At 68.0% G+C, this 20,043-nt stretch carries 18 protein-coding genes; 4 read left to right on the forward strand and 14 right to left on the reverse strand.

The window, feature by feature from the left end; genetic code table 11:
• Window positions 1-7: 7 nt before the first annotated feature.
• Complete coding sequence (locus ACAM58_RS06455; protein ID WP_028254273.1) at window positions 8-802, forward strand: SDR family oxidoreductase; 795 nt, start codon at window positions 8-10, stop codon at window positions 800-802.
• A gap of 39 nt (window positions 803-841) precedes the next feature.
• Here ACAM58_RS06455 and ACAM58_RS06460 read toward each other — a convergent pair whose 3' ends face one another.
• A complete protein-coding gene (locus ACAM58_RS06460) occupies window positions 842-1,750 on the reverse strand; it encodes a DMT family transporter (protein WP_018906465.1) in 909 nt (302 codons plus the stop codon).
• A gap of 101 nt (window positions 1,751-1,851) precedes the next feature.
• Here ACAM58_RS06460 and ACAM58_RS06465 point away from each other — a divergent pair, with 101 nt between their 5' ends.
• Complete coding sequence (locus ACAM58_RS06465) at window positions 1,852-2,835, forward strand: NADPH:quinone reductase (RefSeq protein WP_028254274.1); 984 nt, start codon at window positions 1,852-1,854, stop codon at window positions 2,833-2,835.
• A 101-nt stretch (window positions 2,836-2,936) separates the two neighbouring features.
• Window positions 2,937-3,347: a response regulator gene (locus ACAM58_RS06470; protein WP_012746408.1), complete on the forward strand. Its 411-nt coding sequence runs from the start codon at window positions 2,937-2,939 to the stop codon at window positions 3,345-3,347.
• 16 nt (window positions 3,348-3,363) lie between these two features.
• On the opposite strand, the gene ACAM58_RS06475 is transcribed toward ACAM58_RS06470, so the two are convergent.
• From ACAM58_RS06475 to ACAM58_RS06520, 10 genes are all read right to left on the reverse strand, one after another.
• The gene (locus tag ACAM58_RS06475) at window positions 3,364-5,025 is read right to left on the reverse strand and encodes a Na/Pi cotransporter family protein (protein WP_012746409.1); all 1,662 of its coding nucleotides are present in this window, start codon (window positions 5,023-5,025) and stop codon (window positions 3,364-3,366) included.
• 64 nt (window positions 5,026-5,089) lie between these two features.
• On the reverse strand, window positions 5,090-5,950 hold the full coding sequence (locus ACAM58_RS06480; protein WP_278880950.1) for a phosphodiesterase: 861 nt from the start codon (window positions 5,948-5,950) through the stop codon (window positions 5,090-5,092).
• Entirely contained in the window at window positions 5,947-7,008 is a 1,062-nt protein-coding gene (locus ACAM58_RS06485; RefSeq protein WP_012746411.1) for an ABC transporter ATP-binding protein, read from the reverse strand. The genes ACAM58_RS06480 and ACAM58_RS06485 overlap by 4 nt, the downstream gene beginning before the upstream one ends.
• Window positions 6,998-7,798, reverse strand: coding sequence for an ABC transporter permease (locus tag ACAM58_RS06490; RefSeq protein WP_028254344.1), 801 nt, complete (start codon window positions 7,796-7,798; stop codon window positions 6,998-7,000). Before ACAM58_RS06490 ends, ACAM58_RS06485 begins: the two co-directional genes overlap by 11 nt.
• Before the next feature lie 19 nt (window positions 7,799-7,817).
• On the reverse strand, window positions 7,818-8,639 hold the full coding sequence (locus tag ACAM58_RS06495) for an ABC transporter permease (RefSeq protein WP_369664275.1): 822 nt from the start codon (window positions 8,637-8,639) through the stop codon (window positions 7,818-7,820).
• A 315-nt stretch (window positions 8,640-8,954) separates the two neighbouring features.
• Window positions 8,955-9,968, reverse strand: a complete 1,014-nt coding sequence (locus tag ACAM58_RS06500) for an ABC transporter substrate-binding protein (protein WP_369664276.1) — start codon at window positions 9,966-9,968, stop codon at window positions 8,955-8,957.
• 48 nt (window positions 9,969-10,016) lie between these two features.
• On the reverse strand, window positions 10,017-11,027 hold the full coding sequence (locus tag ACAM58_RS06505) for a LacI family DNA-binding transcriptional regulator (RefSeq protein ID WP_369664277.1): 1,011 nt from the start codon (window positions 11,025-11,027) through the stop codon (window positions 10,017-10,019).
• Window positions 11,028-11,407: 380 nt separating this feature from the next.
• Window positions 11,408-11,920, reverse strand: coding sequence for a signal peptidase II (lspA, locus tag ACAM58_RS06510; protein WP_028254282.1), 513 nt, complete (start codon window positions 11,918-11,920; stop codon window positions 11,408-11,410).
• A complete protein-coding gene (gene ileS, locus ACAM58_RS06515; RefSeq protein WP_369664278.1) occupies window positions 11,920-14,784 on the reverse strand; it encodes an isoleucine--tRNA ligase in 2,865 nt (954 codons plus the stop codon). The genes lspA and ileS overlap by 1 nt, the downstream gene beginning before the upstream one ends.
• A gap of 122 nt (window positions 14,785-14,906) precedes the next feature.
• On the reverse strand, window positions 14,907-15,944 hold the full coding sequence (locus tag ACAM58_RS06520) for a bifunctional riboflavin kinase/FAD synthetase (protein WP_012746418.1): 1,038 nt from the start codon (window positions 15,942-15,944) through the stop codon (window positions 14,907-14,909).
• Window positions 15,945-16,110: 166 nt separating this feature from the next.
• Here ACAM58_RS06520 and ACAM58_RS06525 point away from each other — a divergent pair, with 166 nt between their 5' ends.
• The gene (locus ACAM58_RS06525) at window positions 16,111-16,671 is read left to right on the forward strand and encodes an HNH endonuclease (protein WP_028254280.1); all 561 of its coding nucleotides are present in this window, start codon (window positions 16,111-16,113) and stop codon (window positions 16,669-16,671) included.
• Here ACAM58_RS06525 and ACAM58_RS06530 read toward each other — a convergent pair whose 3' ends face one another.
• From ACAM58_RS06530 to ACAM58_RS06540, 3 genes are all read right to left on the reverse strand, one after another.
• Window positions 16,672-17,460: an enoyl-CoA hydratase gene (locus tag ACAM58_RS06530; protein WP_028256325.1), complete on the reverse strand. Its 789-nt coding sequence runs from the start codon at window positions 17,458-17,460 to the stop codon at window positions 16,672-16,674.
• Between the two features lie 22 nt (window positions 17,461-17,482).
• The gene (locus tag ACAM58_RS06535) at window positions 17,483-18,835 is read right to left on the reverse strand and encodes an alpha/beta fold hydrolase (RefSeq protein WP_028256324.1); all 1,353 of its coding nucleotides are present in this window, start codon (window positions 18,833-18,835) and stop codon (window positions 17,483-17,485) included.
• A gap of 85 nt (window positions 18,836-18,920) precedes the next feature.
• The gene (locus ACAM58_RS06540; protein ID WP_028256323.1) at window positions 18,921-20,036 is read right to left on the reverse strand and encodes an acyl-CoA dehydrogenase family protein; all 1,116 of its coding nucleotides are present in this window, start codon (window positions 20,034-20,036) and stop codon (window positions 18,921-18,923) included.
• Between the last annotated feature and the right edge of the window lie 7 nt (window positions 20,037-20,043).

The raw sequence follows: 20,043 nt of genomic DNA on the forward strand, positions 1-20,043 counted from the left end.
CAACAACATGGATTTGGGCATTGCAGGCAAGACCGCGCTGGTGTGCGGCGCGAGCAAGGGACTGGGCTACGGCTGCGCCGAGGCGCTGGTGCGCGAGGGCGTGAACGTGGTGATCGTGGCGCGCGGCGCCGAGGTGCTCGAAGCGGCGGCTGCGAAGCTGGCCGCAGCGGCAGCCGGCTCGCCGGCGCCTTTCGTCAAGCACGTGGCCGCCGACATCACGACCGAGGCCGGCCGCGCGGCGGTGTTCGCGCTCGGCCACGACTTCGACATCGTCGTCACCAACGCCGGCGGCCCGCCTCCGGGCGATTTCCGCAACTGGGACCGCGAGGCATGGATCAAGGCCGTCGACGCCAACATGCTGACGCCGATCGAGCTCATCAAGGCCACGGTCGACGGCATGGCCAAGCGCGGCTTCGGGCGCATCGTCAACATCACCTCGAGCTCGGTGAAGTCGCCCATCGACATCCTCGGCCTCTCCAACGGTGCGCGCAGCGGCCTCACGGGCTTCGTGGCCGGCGTGGCGCGCACGCCCATCGCCGCGCAGGGCGTGACCATCAACAACCTGCTGCCCGGTTCCTTCGACACCGACCGCCTGAAGGGCACGATGGCCGGCGCAGCGCAGAAGTCGGGACAAGACTTCGACACCGTGTGGGAAGCCCGCAAGAAGAACATTCCGGCCAGGCGCTTCGGCACGCCCGCCGAGTTCGGCGCGATCTGCGCCTTCCTCTGCAGCATGCAGGCCGGCTACATGACGGGACAGAACGTGTTGGCCGACGGCGGCGCCTACCCCGGCACGTACTGAGCTCGCCCCCAGGCTGCGCGCGCTTCGTGCCGCGCGCGGCTATGGGCGCCGTGACGAGATCACGATGCCGCCCACGATCAGCGCAAAGGCCGCGCCGTGGTACCAGTGCGGCGGCTCGCGCAGGAAGGCCGCGGACAGCAGCGCGGCGAACAGCGGCGTGAGGTTCATGAAGAAGCTCGCGGCCTGCGGCCCCGCATGCTGCACGCCGCTGCCCCAGCAGCGGTAGGCCACCACGGCCGGGCCGATGCCGATGAAGGCCAGCGCCGCCAGCAGCGGCCATCCGAGCTCCATGCGCGCATCGGCCAGCGTCCATTCCCCGGCCGCGAACAGGCCCGACCATGCGAGGCCGAACACCAGCTGTGCCATCAGGAACGCGGCCCAGTCCTGCCGCACGTCCTGCGGCTCCCGCGTGCGCACCAGGAACCAGCTGTAGAACGCCCAGGCGATGGTGCCCAGGATCATGTAGAGATCGCCCGGCACCAGCCGCAGCGCGAGCAGCTGCCGCCATTCGCCCCGGCTCAGCACCAGCAGCACGCCCAGCATCGAGAGCAGCGAGCCGCCGATCTCGCGCCCGCCGACACGCGCGCCGAAGAAAATGCCGCCCACCGCCAGCATCCACAGCGGCAGGCTGGAGCCCACCAGCGTGACGTTGATCGGCGCGGAGGTCTGCAGCGCCAGGTACTGGAATGCGTTGTAGCTGCCGATGCCCAGCAGCCCCAGCACCGAATAGCGCTTCCAGTGCGCCCACATCGGGCTGCCGCGGCGCAGCACCGGCCATGCGAGCGGCAGCAGCAGCACGAACGCGATGACCCAGCGCACGAAGTTCAGCGTGAGCGGCGACACCAGGTCGCGCACCAGGCGGCCGACCACCGCATTGCTCGCCCACAGCAGCGGCGGCACGGTGAGCAGGAAGACGGTGGAAGGCGTGAGGCGCTGCTGGATCTGCATGGCCGCCGACTCTACCGGGCATTCCCCGCCCCCGTCGCGCGAAGGCCAAACGTGGCACCATGCGCCTCTTCTTTTCTGTGCGACTGGAGACTGCAAAGATGATGAGCAAAGCCGTCCGTATCGACCGCCATGGCGGCCCCGAGGAACTGAAGATCGTCGACGTCGAGGTGGGCGAGCCCGGCCCCGGCGAGATCCGCATCCGCCACAAGGCCGTGGGCCTGAACTTCATCGACACCTACCAGCGCAGCGGGCTCTATCCGTTCCAGATGCCGCTGCAGCTGGGCATGGAAGCCTCGGGTGTGGTCGAGGCCGTGGGCGAAGGCGTGGCGCACCTGAAGGCCGGCGATCGCGCCGCCTATGCGAGCCAGCCGCCCGGTGCCTACAGCGAGCTGCGCGTGATGCCGGCCAAGAATGTCTGCAAGCTGCCCGATGCGATCTCCTTCGAGACCGGCGCGGCCATGATGCTCAAGGGCCTCACGACGCAATACCTGCTGAAGAAGACGCTGCCGGCCGAAGGCCTGCAGCCCGGCGACTTCATCCTGTTCCATGCGGCGGCCGGCGGCGTCGGCCTGATCGCCTGCCAGTGGGCCAAGGCGCTCGGCCTGCAGCTGATTGGCACGGCCGGCAGCGACGCCAAGTGCAAGCTCGCGCTCGAACACGGCGCGGCGCATGCCATCAACTACAGCACCGAGAACTTCGCGGCCCGCGTGAAGGAGATCACCGGCGGTAAGGGCGTGAAGGTGGTGTACGACTCGGTCGGCAAGGACACCTGGGAAGGCTCCATCGACTGCCTGCGCCCGTTCGGCCTGCTGGCTGTGTTCGGCAACGGCTCGGGCCCGGTACCGCCGATCAGCCTGGGCACGCTGGCGTCCAAGGGCTCGCTCTACGTGACGCGACCGACGCTGTTCACGCACATCGCCACGCGCGAGAGCACGCAGGCCATGGCCGACGACCTGTTCGCCGTGGTGCAGAGCGGCGCGGTGAAGATCCCGATCGACCAGCGCTATGCACTGGTCGACGTGCAGCAGGCGCATCGCGACCTGGAAGCGCGCAAGACCACCGGCTGCACCATCCTCACGCTCTGAGGCCGGGCCAGCCGCCGTCCTACCCGCGGTGGGGTGTCATGCCTGCGTCTTGTGCAAGGCGCACTTTGTAGCCTTCAGCAAAGCCAGCGAAGGCCCGCGCCATGGACACCGTCAGAACCTTCATCGTCGAGGACAACCCCGCCATCCGCGAGAACCTGGCCGGCACGCTGCGCGAGGTGGCGCGGGTCGATCCGGTGGGCCAGGCCGAAACCGAGAACGAGGGCGCGCGCTGGCTCGCGGGCAACCTGTCGCAATGGGACCTGGCCATCGTCGACCTGTTCCTCAAGGACGGCACCGGCTTCGGCGTGCTCGAGGCCTGCCGCAACCGCGATCCGAACCAGAAGATGGTGGTGCTCAGCAACCACCTGACGCCGCAGATGCGGCGCAAGTGCGCGCAGCTGGGCGCCGACGCGGTGTTCGACAAGGCCACCGAGCTCGACGACCTGGTCGACTTTTGCCTGCGCCGGCGCATGGAGCAGTTCGCGGCCCCGCCATTCCCTGCGGCGCACTGACCGCGCCAGCGCGAGATCAGCCCTCGATCTTGCCGAGCCGCGATTCGCGCAGCCGGCTCGGCGCCAGCGCGCCCGCCGATTCGAGGATCGGATAGGCAATGGAGCAGATGTGCGAGTTGATCCGCTTCAGGTCGCTGATCAGGTCGATGTGCAGCGAGCTGGTCTCCATGCTCAGCGTGGTGCGGTCGGAGAGCCGGTCGAGGTGCGTGGTGGCATAGGCCCGCTCGAGGTCGCGGAAGCGCGCCTTCTCCTCGAGCAGCCGCTGCGCGTCGCGCACGTTGCCGTTCAGGAAGACGCTCATGCTCAGCCGCAGGTTGGCGACCAGCCGTCCGTGCAGCTCGACGATTTCCGCCATGCCCGCTTCGGAGAAATTGCGCTGCGGCTTGATCTTCTTGTCCTCGATGTCGATGATCACGCGCTCGATGATGTCGCCGATCTGCTCCATGTTGATGGTGAAGCTGATGATGTCGGTCCAGCGCCGGCTTTCTTCCTCGCCCAGCGCCTCGCGCGAGATGCGCGTCATGTAGTACTTGATGGCCGAGTAGAGCTCGTCCACCGTGTCGTCGAGCTGCCGCAGCTCCTGCGCCAGGCGCAGGTCGTTGTGGCGGATCACGTCGAGCGTGCCGATGAGCATGGTCTCCACCACGTCGGCCTGGTGCAGCGCCTCGCGCGCCGCGTTGGAAATGGCGAGCGAGGGCGTCGACAGCGCCGACGGGTCGAGGTGATGCGGCCGCGTGGAGGTGGCCGGCAGCGGAGGCACCGGCAGCATCTTCGTGACCAGCGCGGCAACCCACTGCGTGAGCCCGATGAAGCCCAGGCTGATGAGCACGTTGAACGCCAGGTGGAACAGCACCACGCCGTGCGTCGCGTTCGGCACGTGCGGCTGCACGTAGCGCAGCCAGAGCCCGACGAAAGGCGCGACGATGGCCACGCCCAGCCCCTTGAACAGCAGGTTGCCCACCGTGACCTGCCGCACCGGCACCGCGGACTTGGCCGTGGTCAGCACCGCCAGCAGGCCGCTGCCGAGGTTGGCGCCCAGCACCAGCCCGAGCGCGACGTCCAGCGGCACCACGTTGGAACTGGCCATGGCCGCCACCAGCAGCACCACCGCCAGGCTCGAATAGGCCACGATCGCCAGCGCCGCGCCGATGGTGATCTCGAGCAGCACATCGCTGTTGAGCGAGGCCAGCAGCACGCGCACGGCCGGCGCCGAAAAGAGGGGCTCGGTCGCTTCCACCACCAGCTGCAGCGCCAGCAGCATCAGCCCCAGGCCGATCAGCACCCGCCCCACGCGGCCCGCCACGCTGGCCGAGCGGGTGATGAACAACACCACCCCCACGAAGATGAACATCGGCGACAGCCACGAGAGATCGGCCGAGAACAGCACCGAGATGAGCGCCGTGCCCACGTCGGCCCCGCGCATCACCGCCAGCGCCGCCGGCAGCGTGACCAGGCCCTGCCCCACGAAGGAGGAGGTCATCAGCGAGGTGGCGGTGCTCGACTGCACCAGGGCCGTGACGCCGATGCCCGACAGCGCGGCCGTGAAGCGGTTGCGCATGCTCTGCACCAGGATCTTGCGCAGGTTGGCGCCGAACACGCGCAGCACGCCCGTGCGCACGAGGTGCGTGCCCCACACCAGCAGGGCAACGGCGGCGAGCAGGTTCAGGAGGTGCTTCATGGATGCCGGTTTCTATCCTTTTCGTTTTTGTTCGTTTGCGGCCCCATTTTCCACATGAATGGCCTCAGTCGATCAACGCTCCGTTGTCATGGAAGGGAAAAGGGCCTTCGAAAGTGCCCGAAGCTGCCAGATGGGTCACGAGCCGGCCGTCCCGGGCCGACCAGGCGTGAATCTTGAAGCCCGGGGGCTCCAGCGTCCAGGCCGAGGCCGCATCGGGCGACAGGTCCAGGCAGACCTGGTGCGCCGGCGCCGGCGAAGTCGATGCAATGCTGCCGCCAAAGCGCACGTCGATCGCGCGGTGCAGGTGGCCGCAGATCACGCGCTCCACGTTGCGGTGCCGCGCGACCAGCGCCTCGAGCGCCTCGGCGCCCTGCAGCAGGCCGATCTCGTCCATGTGGCCGATCAGCGTGCGGAAAGGCGGGTGGTGCATGGCGATCACCACTGGCTCGCCGCGGCAGGCATCGAGCTGTTCCTCGAGCCAGGCCAGGCGCTCGCTGCAGAGTTCGCCGTGGCTCGCGCCCGGCACGCAGGTGTCCAGCGTGAGCAGGCGCAGCGCGCCGACGCGCACCGAATACTGCACGAAGCCGGCCGAGCCGACGCCCGCCGCCAGGTAGGCATGGCCGGGAAAGCTGCGGCGCAGCTGGCCGCGCTCGTCATGGTTGCCGGGCATCAGGTAGACCGGCATCGCGAGCGGCGCCAGCAGGCGCGCCAGGTGCTCGTATTCGGCCGCGCGGCCGAAGTCGCTGAGGTCGCCCGTGATCACGACGGCGTCGGGCTGCTGCGGCAGCCGAAGCACCGATTGCACCGCGCGCTCCAGGTAGGGCGCGGTGTCGATGCGGCCATAGGCCAGGCGTCCCGGCTCGCGGATGTGCAGGTCGGTCAGCTGGACCAGGAAGGTGGTGTCTTGTGTCGTTGTCGTCGTCATGCGATGGTCTCCTGCGAGGTCATCAGGCGGTCGGGCTGGATGCGCAGGCCCACCGGATCGCCGGGACCGAAGGGTGTGTCGCGGCCCACGTCGGCCACGAGCAGGGGCTGGTCCTGCACGCGCAACTGCAGCTGCACGCGGTCGCCGAGAAAGGTGCGGCGCTCGACCGTGGCGGTGCCCCAGTCGGGCCGGGGCGCGCTCACTTCGACGTCTTCGGGCCGCACCAGCAGCATCGCATGGCTGCGCCAGGCGGGTGGGCAAGGCAGGGTGCTTCCGCCGAGTCGGACAACGCCTTGCGCAATGGCGTCGGCTTCGCGCGCGAGGCGGTTGACGCGGCCCAGGAATTCGGCAACGAAGGGATGTGCCGGCGCGCGGTACAGCTCCTCGCCGCGGCCGATCTGCACGATGCGCCCGGCGCTCATCACCGCCAGGCGGTCGGCAATGGCCAGCGCCTCCTGCTGGTCGTGCGTCACGTGGATGGCCGTGATGTGCAGCCGGCGCAGCAGTTCGGCAAGCTCGTCGCGCAGCGACTCCTTGAGCTTGGCATCGAGCGCGGCCAGCGGCTCGTCGAGCAGCAGCACGCGCGGGCGCACGGCCACGGCACGCGCCAGCGCCACGCGCTGCCGCTGGCCGCCCGAGAGCTCGGCGGGGCGCTTGTTCTCCAGGCCGCCCAGGCGCGTCAGGTCGACCAGCTCGCCCACCGCGCGCCTTTCCTCTTCCGGCGCCACGCCGCGGATGCGCAGCCCATAGCCGATGTTGGCCGCCACCGTCATCTGCGGAAACAGCGCATAGCTCTGGAACACCATGCCCACGCCGCGATGCTCCACCGGCCGCTCGGTGACGTCCTGCCCGCCGAACACGATGCGGCTGCCTGCGTCGGGCGCTTCGAGCCCCGCGATCAACCGCAGCAGCGTGGTCTTGCCGCAGCCCGAGGGCCCGAGCAGCGCCAGCACCTCGCCGGCCTCCACGTGCAGGTGGGTGGGCAGCAGGCCGCGCGTGCCGTCGGCGTAGGTTTTCGCGCAGTTCGCGATGTCGATGGGAATGCGTTCAAGTTCCATGGCGTTTCTGCATCAGGTTGGCAAGATATTGAAGGCCCCACAGCACCGGAAGGATCACGGCGAAGAAGACCAGCGTGTAGGCCGATCCGATCTCGATGCGCATCGAGGCATAGCTGTCGGCCAGGCCCACGGGCAGGGTGCGCGTGAGCGGCGTGTGCAGCATCCACGTGAGGTTGAACTCGCCCACCGAGAGCGTGAACACCATCAGGCTGCCGGCCACGATGGCGGGGAACACCGCGGGCACGAGGATGCCCATGAAGCGCTGGCGGAAGTTCGCGCCCAGCGAGCGGGCCGCCTCTTCGAGCGCGAGCAGGTCGTCGCGCTGGAAGGCCGAGCTCACGGTGCGCACCATGAACGGCAGCGTGAACACCATGTGGCCCACCAGGATGAAGGCGAAGCTCTGGCGGAAGGCCGTGAGCTGCCCGTAGGCAAGGATCAGCGCCAGCGCCGTGGCCAGCCCCGGCACCGCCACCGGCAGCGTGAGCAGCTCCTCGAAGATGTGCGCCGCGCGCGAGCGGCTGCGCGCCAGCGCATAGGCGCAGGGCACGCCCAGCAGCACGGTGCCCACCACGCAGGCCAGCGCCAGCGCGAGCGACCAGCCGACGGTGCCGCCGTAGTTGTCCCATACCTCGCCGAGCCAGCGCAGCGTGAGGCCGCTCTTCAGGCCCGCGCTGTAGTTGTTGACCAGGCCCGCCATCACCGACAGCAGCATCGGCGCGATCATGAAGAGGCTCACGAGCACGGTGATGGCCAGCAGGAAGGGCGCCCGGGGTTGCGTGTTCTTTCGCATGAGGGAGTTCCTTGATGATTCAGCGCGCGACCGGGTTGGCCCCGAAGCGCCGCGCGGCGAACAGCACCAGCCAGGTCACGAGGCCCAGCGCGATCGACAGCGATGCGGCGAGCGCGAAGTTGGCGTAGTTGGTGAACTCGTTGTAGATGGTGATGGGGATCACCTCGAACTTGCTGGCCAGCGTGAACGCGGTGCCGAAGGCGCCCATCGAGGTGGCGAACAGGATCGCGCCGCATGCGAGCGTGGTGGGCGCGAGTTCGGGCAGCCACACGTCGCGCGCCACGCGCAGCCGCGAGGCGCCGAGCGAGCGCGCGGCTTCTTCGAGCTGCATGTTCATGGCCTCGGCCGCGGCGGCATAGGTGGCAATGGCGCGCGGCAGCGAGAAGTAGAGGTACGCGAGAAACAGCCCGAGCAGGCCGTAGGCGAAGGTGATGCGCTGGCCGAACAGGCTGTCGCCGATGTCGGCCACCAGCCCTTGGCGCCCGCCGAGCAGGATCACGAAGAAACCAATGATCACGCCCGGAAAGGACAGCGGCAGCGTGAGCAGCGACAGCAGCATGCGCTTGCCCGCGAAGGCATGGCGCGCAAGGTAGATGCCGACGGCGGCGCCGAGCACCAGGGTTGCCAGTGTCACGGCCACCGACAGTGCGACGGTGTTGGCCATGCTCTGCAGGTAGCGCGAGTCGGTGAGCACTGCGAAGTAGGTGGACCAGCCTTTGCTCGCCGGCAGCGTGAGCAGGCGCACCACCGGCAGCAGCCAGAAGGCCGCGAAGAAAACGGCGGCGGGGGCTGCGCAGGCCAGCAGGCGCCAGCGGGGGTTCCAGGCGTTGGGTTGCTTCATCTCAGTTTTTCATTACGCGCTTGTGTTCTTGTCGCTGTTTTGTTCGGGGCGTGTGCACAGGCCACCGGGTACTCCCCTCCGCGAATGTCCCCCGCCTTCGGCTCCTCCTTTATTTCGCTGCGGGGAGCACCCGATGGCCTGTGCACCAGGGCACGCTCTGGGTGTACCGCTGATCAACGACTGCTCTGTCCAACGCACCCGCTGATGGGGTGCCTTGCGCAGCGAAATCAAGGGGGAGGCCGCAGGCCGGAGGACATTCGCGGAGCAAGGTACCCCGTCGGCGGGAGCGCGCCCTGAACGCATCCGGGACAAAACTCAGCGCACTTCCTTGAGATACCGATCGGAGAACGCACGCTGCGCCTCGGCCATGCGGGCGTAGTCGACGCTCTTCGCGCGGGCGTATTCGGTAGCAGGCAGGAACTGCGCCTCGATGTCCTTGGGCATTGCGCTCGCGCGCACCGGCCGCAGGTAGGCCTTGGCCCAGATCGCCTGGCCCTCGTCGGACAGCACGAAGTCGAGCACCTTCTTGCCCTCGGCCGCATGCGGCGCCCTGGCGACCAGGCTCATCACGTAGGGCACGGCCAGCGTGCCTTCGCTCGGGATGACGAAGGCGACGTTGGCCTTGTCCTTGTACTTGGCGCGGTAGGCATTGAAGTCGTAGTCCAGCAGGATCGCGATCTCGCCCGACAGCACGCGCGCGTAGGAAGTCTGCTTGGGCACGATGGGCTCGTTCTTCTGCAGCGCCTTGAAATAGTCGATGGCCGGCGCGAAGTTGTCGAGCGTGCCGCCGCGCGCCTCGTTCACCGCCACCGCGCCGACATAGCCCACGAAGGCCGAGGCCGGATCGAGGTAACCGATCAGGCCCTTGTATTCGGGCTTGAGCAGGTCGGCCCACGACTTCGGAATCGGCTTGCCCTTGAGCGCATCGACGTTGACCATGAAGCCGAGCGTGCCCGAGTGGATGGTGAACCAGTTGCCCGCCGGGTCCTTCAGGCCGTCGGGAATGTCTTTCCACGCGGCCGGCTTGTAGGGTTCGACCACGCCTTCCTTCTGCGCCTGCACCGCGAAGGTCACGCCCAGGTAGGTGACGTCGGCCACGGGGCTCGCTTTCTCGGCCACCAGCTGCGCGAGCGACTGGCCCGAGTTCTTGTTGTCGGCCGGCACGGTGATGCCGGTCTTGGCCTTGATGGCCTTGAGCTGCGTGCCCCAGTCGGCCCACTCGGTGGGGCAGTTGTAGCAAATGGCAGTCTGGGCCATGGTGCTGCCAGCGGCAACGAGCGCGGCGGCGATCAGGCCGAGGCGAGCCATGCGGGAAATACGGAGGGACATGAAAGAACTCCTTGGATGGATATGTGGAGACGGAGGTGAGGTGATCGATCAGTCGTTGGCGTTGTCGCGCGCGGCCGCGCACGATTCGCCGTCGCGGAAGAAGTACGGCAGCAGCAGGCTCGCATCGGCCTGCAGCGCGGTGCCGCCGGCCATCGCCTGGATCAGCAGCTCGACGCTGCGGCGGCCGATGTCGTCGTTGGGCTGCGCGATGGTGGTGAGCGCCGGCGTCAGGTCTTCGCCGAGCGCGATGCCATCGAAGCCGATGACGCTGAGGTCGTCCGGCACGGCAAGGCCGCCCAGGTGCGCGGCGCGGATGCTGCGGATGGCGAGCAGGTCGTTCGAGCAGACCAGCGCAGTGGGCCGGCCGGGCGCCTGCAGCACGCCGGCGAGCGCATCGACCGCGCTTTCGACAAACGGCACCTCGATCAGCGGCGGTGCCTTGAGCCCGGCATCGCTCATGCCCTTGCGGTAGCCGCGGTAGCGCTGCTGCGCGCGGTCGGACGCGGCGAGCGTGCCGCTGACCATCGCGATGCGGCGATGCCCATGCAGCACCAGCCGCGCCACCGCATCGGCCACGGCCGCTTCGCCATCGACGGTCACGCAGGGATGCTCGGGGTGCCTGTTGTAGGCCAGCACGTAGGGCGTGCCGGTGCTGCGCAGCCGGGCCAGCGCGGCCGACGTGGAAGGATTGGAGACCACGAGGATCAGCCCGTCGACATTGCCGGCCAGAAGCAGGTGGACCGCGCGCTCTTCCTCGTCGAGCTGGTAGCCGGTGGTGATGGGAATGATCGCGTAGCCGCCGGCGATGGCCGCGCGTGCGATGCCCTGCAGGCATTCGGCAAAGGTCGGATTCAAGAGCGTCGGCAGCACCACGCCCAGCGCACGGCTGCGCTGGGTGCGCAAGGTGCGCGCGCTGGCGTTCGGCACATAGTCGAGTTCACGCGCGACGCGCTCCACCAGCTCCCGCGTGGATCGGGTCACCTTGTCGGGGAAATTGAAGGCTCGCGACACGGTGGCCACGGAAACCCCGGCTTTGGCTGCAACGGCTTGGATGCTCATTCGTGCGGTGTCATGTAATCGATTACATTTCACCGCGGCAGTATGACCCCGCCGTGACAGCCGATGAAGTGGGGAAAAACCCTCGCGCGCGTGCGAGCCCGGTCTTGCTCCCTCTCCCTCCGGGAGAGGGCCGGGGTGAGGGCAGCGGCATCCAAGCGACGGCAAGCGCCCGGCAGGCGGTGCGGTGCGGTCGGCCCCTCTGTGCCGCCGAGGAGCGCAGCGTTTCGCGGATCAGGGCTCGCAGCTGTCTGAGCCGAAGGCGAGTTCTGCGAGACCCCGCGAAACGCGAGCACCGCAGGGCAGCCCGAAGGGCCGGCATAGTGGGGCCGACCGCGCCGCGCCGCATGCCGGGCGCGTCTCCCCAAAGCCGCTAAGAAGCCCTACTTCCCCCGCCGAACCCGCCGTATCTCATCCAGCACCAGGCAGATCGCCCCCAGCGTGATCGCGCTGTCCGCCGCATTGAACGCCGGGAAGTACCAGTTGCCCACGTGGAAGCTCAGGAAGTCCACCACGTAGCCGTGCATCATCCGGTCGATCACATTGCCGATCGCCCCGCCCAGGATGCAGGCCATCGAGAACGAAAACAGCTTCTGCCCCGCGTGCGACTTCAGCATCCAGACGATGAACACCGCGGCCGCCACGCCAATGGCCGTGAAGAACCAGCGCTGCCAGCCTGAGTGGTCGGCCAGGAACGAGAACGCGGCGCCCGTGTTGTGCGCGCGAACCACGTTGAAGAAGCTCGTCACGTAGGTTGCGTCGCCCAGCTTGTAGTAGCCCAGGATCAGCGTCTTGGTGAACTGGTCGATGATCAGGATGATCGCCGCCAGCCCGAGCCATGGCCAGATGCTGCCGCTGCGCGAGCGCGATGCCGACATGGTGCGTGCCGCCGCCATCAGGCAAAGCTCCGCGGCTCGCCGGCACCGAACAGGTTGCTCGTGCAACGGCCGCAGATCGTCGGATGCGCCGGGTCGTGGCCCACGTCGTCGCGGTAGTGCCAGCAGCGATCGCACTTCTGCGCCGTGCTCGGCGTCACCACCGAAGACAGCGCTTCGCCCGCCGCCAGTTCGATCGCCGAAGTGATGAAGACGAACTTCAGGTCGTTGCCCAGCGACTCCAGCAGCGCGAAGTCGTCGGCCGGTGCGCTGAGCTGCAGCTTGGCCTGCAGCGACGAGCCGACCTTGCCTTCGGCGCGCACGGCTTCGATGTCCTTGTTGACCACGTCGCGGATCTCGCGGATGCGGCCCCACTTCGCAAGCAGTGCTTCGTCGGGCGCGGCGAACTGGCTGTAGGTCTGCGCAAAGATCGACTCGCCCGGCTTGCCCGTGCTCACGAACTTCCATGCCTCTTCGGCCGTGAAGCTCAGGAACGGCGCCATCCAGCGCAGCATTGCCTGCGAGATGTGCCAGAGCGCCGTCTGCGCACTGCGGCGCGCCAGCGAGCCCGGCGCGGTCGTGTAGAGCCGGTCCTTCAGGATGTCGAGGTAGAAGCCGCCCAGGTCTTCCGAGCAGTAGATCTGCAGCTTGGCCACCACCGGATGGAACTCGTACACCTTGTAGTGCGCAAGGATCTCGGCCTGGAACTGCGCCGCGCGCGAGAGCGCATAGCGGTCGATCTCGAACAGTTCCTCGAGCGGCACCGCATCCTTGGCGATGTCGAAGTCGCTCGTGTTCGCCAGCAGGAAGCGCAGCGTGTTGCGGATGCGGCGGTAGGCATCGACCACGCGCGCGAGGATCTTGTCGTCGCCCGCGATGTCGCCCGAGTAGTCGCTCGCGGCCACCCACAGGCGGATGATTTCCGAGCCCAGCTTGTTGCTGATTTCCTGCGGGTCGATGCCGTTCTTGAGCGACTTGCTCATCTTGATGCCCTTGGCATCCACCGTGAAGCCGTGCGTGAGCAGGCCGCGGTAGGGCGCGCGGCCTTCCAGCGCGCAGGCGATCAACAGCGACGAATGGAACCAGCCGCGGTGCTGGTCATGGCCTTCGAGGTACAGGTCGGCTTCGGGGCCGCTCTCGTGGTGCACGTTGGGGTGCGTGCCGCGCAGCACGTGATAGAAGGTCGAGCCCGAGTCGAACCACACCTCGAGGATGTCGGTGCTCTTGGTGTAGTGCGGCGCATCTTCGGCGCCCAGGATTTCTTCGGCCGTGACGCGGCTCCAGGCCTCGATGCCGCCCTTCTCGACGATGTCGGCGGCCTGGTCGAGGATTTCCATCGTGCGCGGATGCAGCTCGCCCGAATCCTTGTGCAGGAAGAACGGGATCGGCACGCCCCAGCTGCGCTGGCGGCTGATGCACCAGTCGGGCCGCCCGGCGATCATGTCGTGCAGGCGCGCCTTGCCGTTCTCCGGGTAGAAGCTGGTCTGTTCGATGGCGTCGAGCGCGGTCTGGCGCAGCGTCTTGGGCGCCTTGTCCTTGGTGAACACGCCTTCGCCCTGGTCCATGCGGATGAACCACTGCGCCGCGGCGCGGTAGATCACCGGCGTCTTGTGGCGCCAGCAGTGCGGATAGCTGTGCGTGATGGTCTCGGTGGTGAGCAGGCGGTTGGCATCGCGCAGCGCCGCGATGATCACCGGCACGGCCTTCCAGATGTTCTGCCCGCCGAACAGCGGGAAGTCGGGCGCGTAGCTGCCGTTGCCCTGCACCGGGTTCAGGATATCGTCATACGCCACGCCATGCGCGATGCAGGAGTTGAAGTCGTCCACGCCGTAGGCGGGCGAGGAGTGGACCAGGCCGGTGCCGTCGGTGGCGGTGGCGTAGTCGGCCAGGTACACGGGCGACAGGCGCTGGTAGCCGTGGTTTCCGTTCTCGTCCTTCACGTCGTACAGCGGATGCTCGAATTCGAGCCCGCCAAGTGCTTCGCCCTTGACCGTGGCCAGCACCTTGCCGTCGAGCGCATAGCGCGTCATGCACATCTCGACCAGCGAGTTGGCGAGGATCAGGAGGCCGCGCTCGGTGTCGACCAGCGAGTATTCGATCTCCGGGTTCAGGTTGATCGCCTGATTGGCCGGGATGGTCCACGCGGTGGTGGTCCAGATCACGGCAAAGATGTCGCCGAGGATCGTGTGGTCGGTCCCGAAGGCCTTGAGCACCTTCTCGCGCTCGTGCGCCTTGAAGGCCACGTCGAGGGTCTGGCTCTTCTTGTCGGCGTATTCGATCTCGAACTCGGCCAGCGACGAGCCGCAGTCGAAGCACCAGTACACGGGCTTGAGGCCGCGGTAGACGAAGCCGCGCTCGATCACGCGCTTGAACGCGCGCAGCTCGCCGGCTTCGTTCGCGAAGTCCATCGTCTTGTAGGGATGGTCCCATTCGCCCAGCACGCCCAGGCGCTGGAAGTCGGCCATCTGCTGCGCGATCTGTTCCGTGGCGTAGGCGCGGCTCTTGGCCTGCATCTCGTCGCGGCTCAGGTTGCGGCCGTACTGCTTTTCGATGGCGTTCTCGATCGGCAGGCCATGGCAGTCCCAGCCGGGCACGTAGAGCGCGTCGTAGCCTTCGAGCTGGCGCGCCTTGGTGATCATGTCCTTCAGGATCTTGTTCACCGCGTGGCCCATGTGGATCTGGCCGTTGGCGTAGGGCGGGCCGTCGTGCAGGATGAACTTGGGCGCGCCGTGGCGGGCGTCGCGCAGGCGCTGGTAGCGGCCTTCGTCGTTCCATTCCTTGACCCAGCCCGGTTCGCGCTTGGGCAGGTCGCCGCGCATCGGGAAGGGGGTGTCGGGCAGGTTCAGCGTGGAACGGTAGTCGGTAGGGGAAGCGGCGTCAGACATGTTGGGGTGCGAAACAGAGGGGCTTCGACAGGCTCAGCCCGAACTGCATTTGAGCGGTCGGTGCGGAAGAAAAGCCGTTCGCCCTGAGCTTGTCGAAGGGCGGCAGCACGGTGCGTGCAGGGCTAAATTCGGTCGCGCGTGGTCTGGCGGTGGGTTTCGGCGTGGGTCGACGCAAAGAACGCGCGCGCGTCGCGCCCATCCTTCGCGATGCCCGCAGTCAGGGCCTCGAGGCTGGTGTAGCGCAATTCGTCGTGCAGTTTGTGCAGGAGTTCCACGCGGACGATTTTACCGTAGGCCCCTTCGGCTCCCAGATGCGAGGGCCACTCGAGGCAATGCGTCTCCAGCAGCACGCGGCCCGCGTTGACGTCGTTGGCATCGAGCGAGGGCCGCACGCCGAGGTTGGCCACACCCGGCAGCGGCTGGTCGGCCAGCCCGTGCACCAGTACCGCGAAGATGCCGCTGGCCGCCGGTTTCCAGTGCTTGAAGCGCAGGTTGAGGGTGCGGAACCCGTCGTCCTTGCCGGGCGCCGAGGCGCCCAGCGCGCGGCCGAGCTTGCGGCCATGGACCACGTGGCCCGAGATCGTGTAGGGCCGCCCGAGCAGGTGCTGGGCATCGGCCATGCGGCCCTCGGCCAGCGCCTCGCGCACGGCCGAGCTGGAAACGCGCAGGCCGTGGACCTCGTAGCTGTTCATGCGCGCCACGTCGAAGCCGTGCGCATCGCCGGCGGCGTCGAGCATGGCGTAGTCGCCGGCCCGCCTGGCGCCAAAGCGGAAGTCGTCGCCCACCAGCACGTAGCGCGCGCCCAGGCCGTCGATCAGCACGTTCTGGATGAAGGCTTCGGGCGACTGGGAGGCCAGCCGGCCGTCGAAGGGCAGCACCACCGTCTGCGCCACGCCGCAGGCCGCGAGCTCGGTGAGCTTGTCGCGCAGCGTGCCGATGCGCGCGGGCGCCAGGTCGGGTTTCTTGGTGACGGCGGCGAAATAGTCGCGCGGATGCGGCTCGAAGGTGAGCACGCAGCTGGGCAGCCCGCGATGGCGCGCCTCGGTCTGCAAGAGCGCCAGCATGGCCTGGTGGCCACGGTGCACGCCGTCGAAATTGCCGATGGTGAGGGCGCAGGCCGGAGCCACGCCCGGGTGCCGGAAGCCGCGGAAAACCTGCATGGATGGGTATCTTTTTGATAGCGCCTTTTGCCCGTCGAATGGGCATATCAGGCCGTTTTGTCACAAAGCCGGTATATTGTGACTCAGTGCGTCGCCTGAAGTGGTCTCCGGCGTGCTCCGTGTCCCTGGTCTTTCCGTGATTCTTCCCTTTTTGAGGAGGCGTGTGGTGAAGGTCTTGAAGCTGTCGGCCCAAGGGCTGCCCCAGTCATGGATATCGCTCGAACAGGCGGTCATCCACTATGCAGCGGACGAAGTCCGCTGGGAGGTGGGCGCGCAGGTGGCCGTGTTCCGTGGCGGCCACAATGCCATCACCGGCCAGCAGTCGCAGATCGCGATCAACAGCATCATCGGCACCAAGGGCGTGCCGCGCATCAATCCCTTCACCCAGCGCCCGGGGCTCACCAACAGCAAGCTGTTCTCGCGCGACCGCAACGTCTGTGCTTACTGCGGCGGGCATTTCCACGAAGACGAGCTCACGCGCGAGCACATCATTCCGTTCGCGCAGAACGGCATCGACACCTGGATGAACGTGGTCACGGCCTGCCGGCCCTGCAACCACCGCAAGAGCAGCCGCACGCCCGAGCAGGCCAACATGCCGCTGCTGTACGCGCCCTACGTGCCCAGCCTCTGGGAAGATTTCATTTTGCGAAACCGCCGCATCCTGGCGGACCAGATGGAATTCCTGATGGCGCACCTGCCGCAGAGCTCGCGGCTGCACGACACCTAGCTAGCGCTTCCAGCCGGGCGGGCGCTTCTCGATGAAGGCCTGCACGCCTTCCAGCGCGCTCTCGTCCATCATGTTGCAGGCCATGGTCTGGCTGGCGTCGGCCAGCGCGGCCTCTATGCCGGTTTCGAGCTGCCGATAGAACAGCGCCTTGCCGAGCGCGAGCGCCTGGCGCGGCTTGGCGACGATGCTGGCCACCAGCGCCTCCACTGCGGCGTCGAGCTCGCCGGGCGGCGCCACCCGGTTGACCAGGCCTTTCTCGCGGGCTTCCTCCGCGCCGATGAATTCGCCGGTCACCAGCATCTCGAAGGCCTGCTTGCGGCCGAGATTGCGCGACAGCGTGACGCTCGGCGTGGCGCAGAACAGGCCCACGTTCACGCCGCTGACCGCGAAGCGCGCCTCGCTCGAGGCCACCGCCAGGTCGCACACCGCGACCAGCTGGCAGCCCGCGGCCGTCGCGATGCCGTGCACGCGCGCGATCACCGGCACGGACAGGCGCTGGATCGACAGCATCATCGCGCCGCAGCGCTCGAACAGCCGCTGGTAGTAGCCGAGCGAGGGTTCGGCGCGCATTTCCTTCAGGTCGTGGCCCGCGCAGAAGGCCTTGCCCGCTGCCGCGATGACGACGGCGCGCACCGTGTCGTCGGCCGCAATGTCAGCGAGCGCCTGTTCGAGCGCGCCCAGCATGCCTTCGGAGAGGGCGTTGAACGAGGCCGGGCGGTTCAGCGTCAGCGTGGCCACGCCGCGCGCATCGCGTGTCGCCAGCACGAAGGGAGAAGTCGCGTCATTCATGTCCTGGGCCCTCGTCAATCAGTCAGTAGGTCAATTCGAGCACCGTCACGTGCTGCTGCGCCGCCGGCCAGGTCAGGCCGGTGATGCGCTCCGCGTTGAATTCGCCGGTCACCGCGCGCTGCGGTTGTGCGGCGGCCACCCGCAAGCGCGAACTCGACACGCCGGAGCCCTTGGGCGGCACGCCGGGCGGCGGGCTCTGGCCGTCGAAGCGCATGGTGTCGCGCTCTGCATCGAAGTAGCCGCGCGGCCGCGTGAAGACGACCACCGCCTGGGCGCTGCCATCGGCCGGCGTGAGGCGTTCGGGCCGCAGGTTCACGACGCGGCTGCTGCGCGGAAACGGACTGCGGTAGATGTGCGTGATGCCGTAGCCGGGTGCGCTGAGCACGAACTCGTAGGCCGTGTCGCCGCGCGCATTGAACGGACCCCAGCGGCCATCGGCGCCGATGCTCTTGCTGTGCACCGCATCGCCGCGCCGTGCGCCCGTGGCCGGATCCACCGCGTAGACGGTGACCTGCCCGCCATTGAGCGAAAGGTTCTCCGCGCCCACCGCCCGGCCGTCGAGCACGACGCTCGCCTCGGGCGCCACCGCCGTGCTGCGCGGCGCTTCGCCGGTCAGGAACTGCCAGGTCGCCGCGAATGCCGCGGGCGAGAACGAGGTTTCCCGGTGGTCCACGCGCGGCAGCACCACGTTGGTTGCGCCCTTGAGCGCCGGTCCGTCGAAGCCGATGTTCGTCGGCTGGCCCGGCACCCCGATCCACACGCCATCGGGCTGGGCGTACTTGTCGTTGTTGTCCGAGCGCAAGGTGAGCCACTTCACGCCCGGCGTGACCTCCTCGCCGTTCGGCCCTTTCGGCGCGTTGAGCTGCTGCATGAAGCCCGAGAGCCCCGAGAACTCGTTGTTCTCGCGGAAGCCCTTCACGGCCCAGATGCCGTGCGCCGGATTGCCGCCCAGCACCACGTGGCTCACGACGGCCGCGCCGCCGCCGTTCTGCACGTAGTTGCGGATCGTGTTGCCGCCGCGCGAATTGCCGATCAGCACCACCTTGCCGGCGCCCGTGGCCTTCAGCACCTTGTCGACCTCGGCCTTCAGGAAGAGGGCCGAATCGGCGGTCGAGCTGCGGCCCGGCTGGGCCACGGCATCGTCGTCGCGTGCCAGCGGGTAGGGCTGGTCGAGCGCAAAGAGCCGGTCGCGCGGCCAGCCGTTCGACTCGAAGCGCCAGATCGTGGTCTGCCAGAGCGCAGCCGAATCGCCATTGCCGTGCATGAAGACGATCGGCGGGCGTTCGGTGTACGAAGGCGAGGGGGCGGTGGCGCAGGCGGTCAGCATGGCGGTCGATGCGAGTCCGAGGGCCAGCAGGGTGCGGCGTGATGGCATGTGATGTGTGTTCCTGGCGAGGTTCCAGTAAGAACGCCCGCCGGCGCAAGGCGGGCGGGCGTTGGATGCTATGGGAAAAACTCCGTCAGGCGAAGACGCCGGCCGTGTCCTGCATGCGCGCCGACACTTCGCCCAGGTGGTGCAGTGTGTCGCCGAAGGTCATTTCGAGCTGCGTGAGCTTGCGGAAATAGTGGCTGCCGATGTATTCGTCGGTCACGCCGATGCCGCCATGCAGCTGCACCGAATTCGCGGCGACAAAACGCATCGACACGCCCAGCTGGTACTTGGCGCGTGCCAGCGCCTGGCGCCGCTCCTCGGCGGGCGCATTGAGCTTGAGCGTGGCGTAGTAGCTCATCGAGCGCGCGAGCTCGAGCTGCATCTTCATGTCGGCCACGCGGTGGCGCAGCGCCTGGAAGGTGGAGATGGTCACGCCGAACTGCTTGCGCTGGTTCATGTAGTCGACGGTGAGGGCCAGGGTCTTGTCCATCACGCCGACCGCTTCGGCGCAGGTGGCGGCAATGCCGACGTCCACCGCATATTCGAGCGCGGCCAGGCCGTCGGCCGTGACCAGCGTGGCGTCTGCCTTGTCGAACACCACCTCGGCCGCGCGGCCGCCGTCCTGCGTTCCGTAGCCGCGGGCCTCGACGCCGCTCGCGCTGCGTTCGACCAGGAAGAGGGCGATCCTGCCGTCGGCCTTGGCCGGCACCAGGTAGGCGTCGGCCTCGTCGCCCACGGGCACCACGCTCTTGGCACCGGTCAGCGACCAGCCGTCGCCGGCCTTGGCCGCATGGGCCTCGCACACGTCGAGGCGATAGCGCGACTTGCGTTCCTGATGAGCCAGCACCACGATGGCCTGGCCGCCGGCGATGCGCGGCAGCCAGTTGTCCTTGGTGTCGGCACCGGCGTAGCCGCCCAGCACGGCGCCGGCGATCAGCGTCTGCGCAAAGGGCTCCAGCACGATGCCGCGGCCCAGCTCTTCCATCACCACCATGCCGGCCACCGGACCCATGCCCAGGCCGCCGTCGTCCTCGGCGATGTAGAGGCCGCCCAGGCCGAGCTCGGCCAGTTCGTCCCAGGCCTCGCGCGAGAAGCCGCCGTGGGCCTCGATGCTGCGGCGGCGTTCGAAGTCATAGCCCTTGTCGACCCACTTGCGAACGGCGTCGCGCAGTTGTTCCTGGTCGTCGGTGAAATTGAAATCCATGTTCTTG

It is taken from the genome of Variovorax sp. V116, from assembly GCF_041154435.1.
Lineage (GTDB): Bacteria > Pseudomonadota > Gammaproteobacteria > Burkholderiales > Burkholderiaceae_C > Variovorax > Variovorax paradoxus.

Excerpts from the sequence above, each read along its gene's own strand:
- ACAM58_RS06455 (WP_028254273.1), top strand. The coding sequence starts at position 8 with ATGGATTTGGGCATTGCAGGCAAGACCGCGCTGGTGTGCGGCGCGAGC.
- ACAM58_RS06460 (WP_018906465.1), bottom strand. The coding sequence starts at position 1,750 with ATGCAGATCCAGCAGCGCCTCACGCCTTCCACCGTCTTCCTGCTCACC.
- ACAM58_RS06465 (WP_028254274.1), top strand. The coding sequence starts at position 1,852 with ATGAGCAAAGCCGTCCGTATCGACCGCCATGGCGGCCCCGAGGAACTG.
- ACAM58_RS06470 (WP_012746408.1), top strand. The coding sequence starts at position 2,937 with ATGGACACCGTCAGAACCTTCATCGTCGAGGACAACCCCGCCATCCGC.
- ACAM58_RS06475 (WP_012746409.1), bottom strand. The coding sequence starts at position 5,025 with ATGAAGCACCTCCTGAACCTGCTCGCCGCCGTTGCCCTGCTGGTGTGG.
- ACAM58_RS06480 (WP_278880950.1), bottom strand. The coding sequence starts at position 5,950 with ATGACGACGACAACGACACAAGACACCACCTTCCTGGTCCAGCTGACC.
- ACAM58_RS06485 (WP_012746411.1), bottom strand. The coding sequence starts at position 7,008 with ATGGAACTTGAACGCATTCCCATCGACATCGCGAACTGCGCGAAAACC.
- ACAM58_RS06490 (WP_028254344.1), bottom strand. The coding sequence starts at position 7,798 with ATGCGAAAGAACACGCAACCCCGGGCGCCCTTCCTGCTGGCCATCACC.
- ACAM58_RS06495 (WP_369664275.1), bottom strand. The coding sequence starts at position 8,639 with ATGAAGCAACCCAACGCCTGGAACCCCCGCTGGCGCCTGCTGGCCTGC.
- ACAM58_RS06500 (WP_369664276.1), bottom strand. The coding sequence starts at position 9,968 with ATGTCCCTCCGTATTTCCCGCATGGCTCGCCTCGGCCTGATCGCCGCC.
- ACAM58_RS06505 (WP_369664277.1), bottom strand. The coding sequence starts at position 11,027 with ATGAGCATCCAAGCCGTTGCAGCCAAAGCCGGGGTTTCCGTGGCCACC.
- lspA (WP_028254282.1), bottom strand. The coding sequence starts at position 11,920 with ATGGCGGCGGCACGCACCATGTCGGCATCGCGCTCGCGCAGCGGCAGC.
- ileS (WP_369664278.1), bottom strand. The coding sequence starts at position 14,784 with ATGTCTGACGCCGCTTCCCCTACCGACTACCGTTCCACGCTGAACCTG.
- ACAM58_RS06520 (WP_012746418.1), bottom strand. The coding sequence starts at position 15,944 with ATGCAGGTTTTCCGCGGCTTCCGGCACCCGGGCGTGGCTCCGGCCTGC.
- ACAM58_RS06530 (WP_028256325.1), bottom strand. The coding sequence starts at position 17,460 with ATGAATGACGCGACTTCTCCCTTCGTGCTGGCGACACGCGATGCGCGC.
- ACAM58_RS06535 (WP_028256324.1), bottom strand. The coding sequence starts at position 18,835 with ATGCCATCACGCCGCACCCTGCTGGCCCTCGGACTCGCATCGACCGCC.
- ACAM58_RS06540 (WP_028256323.1), bottom strand. The coding sequence starts at position 20,036 with ATGGATTTCAATTTCACCGACGACCAGGAACAACTGCGCGACGCCGTT.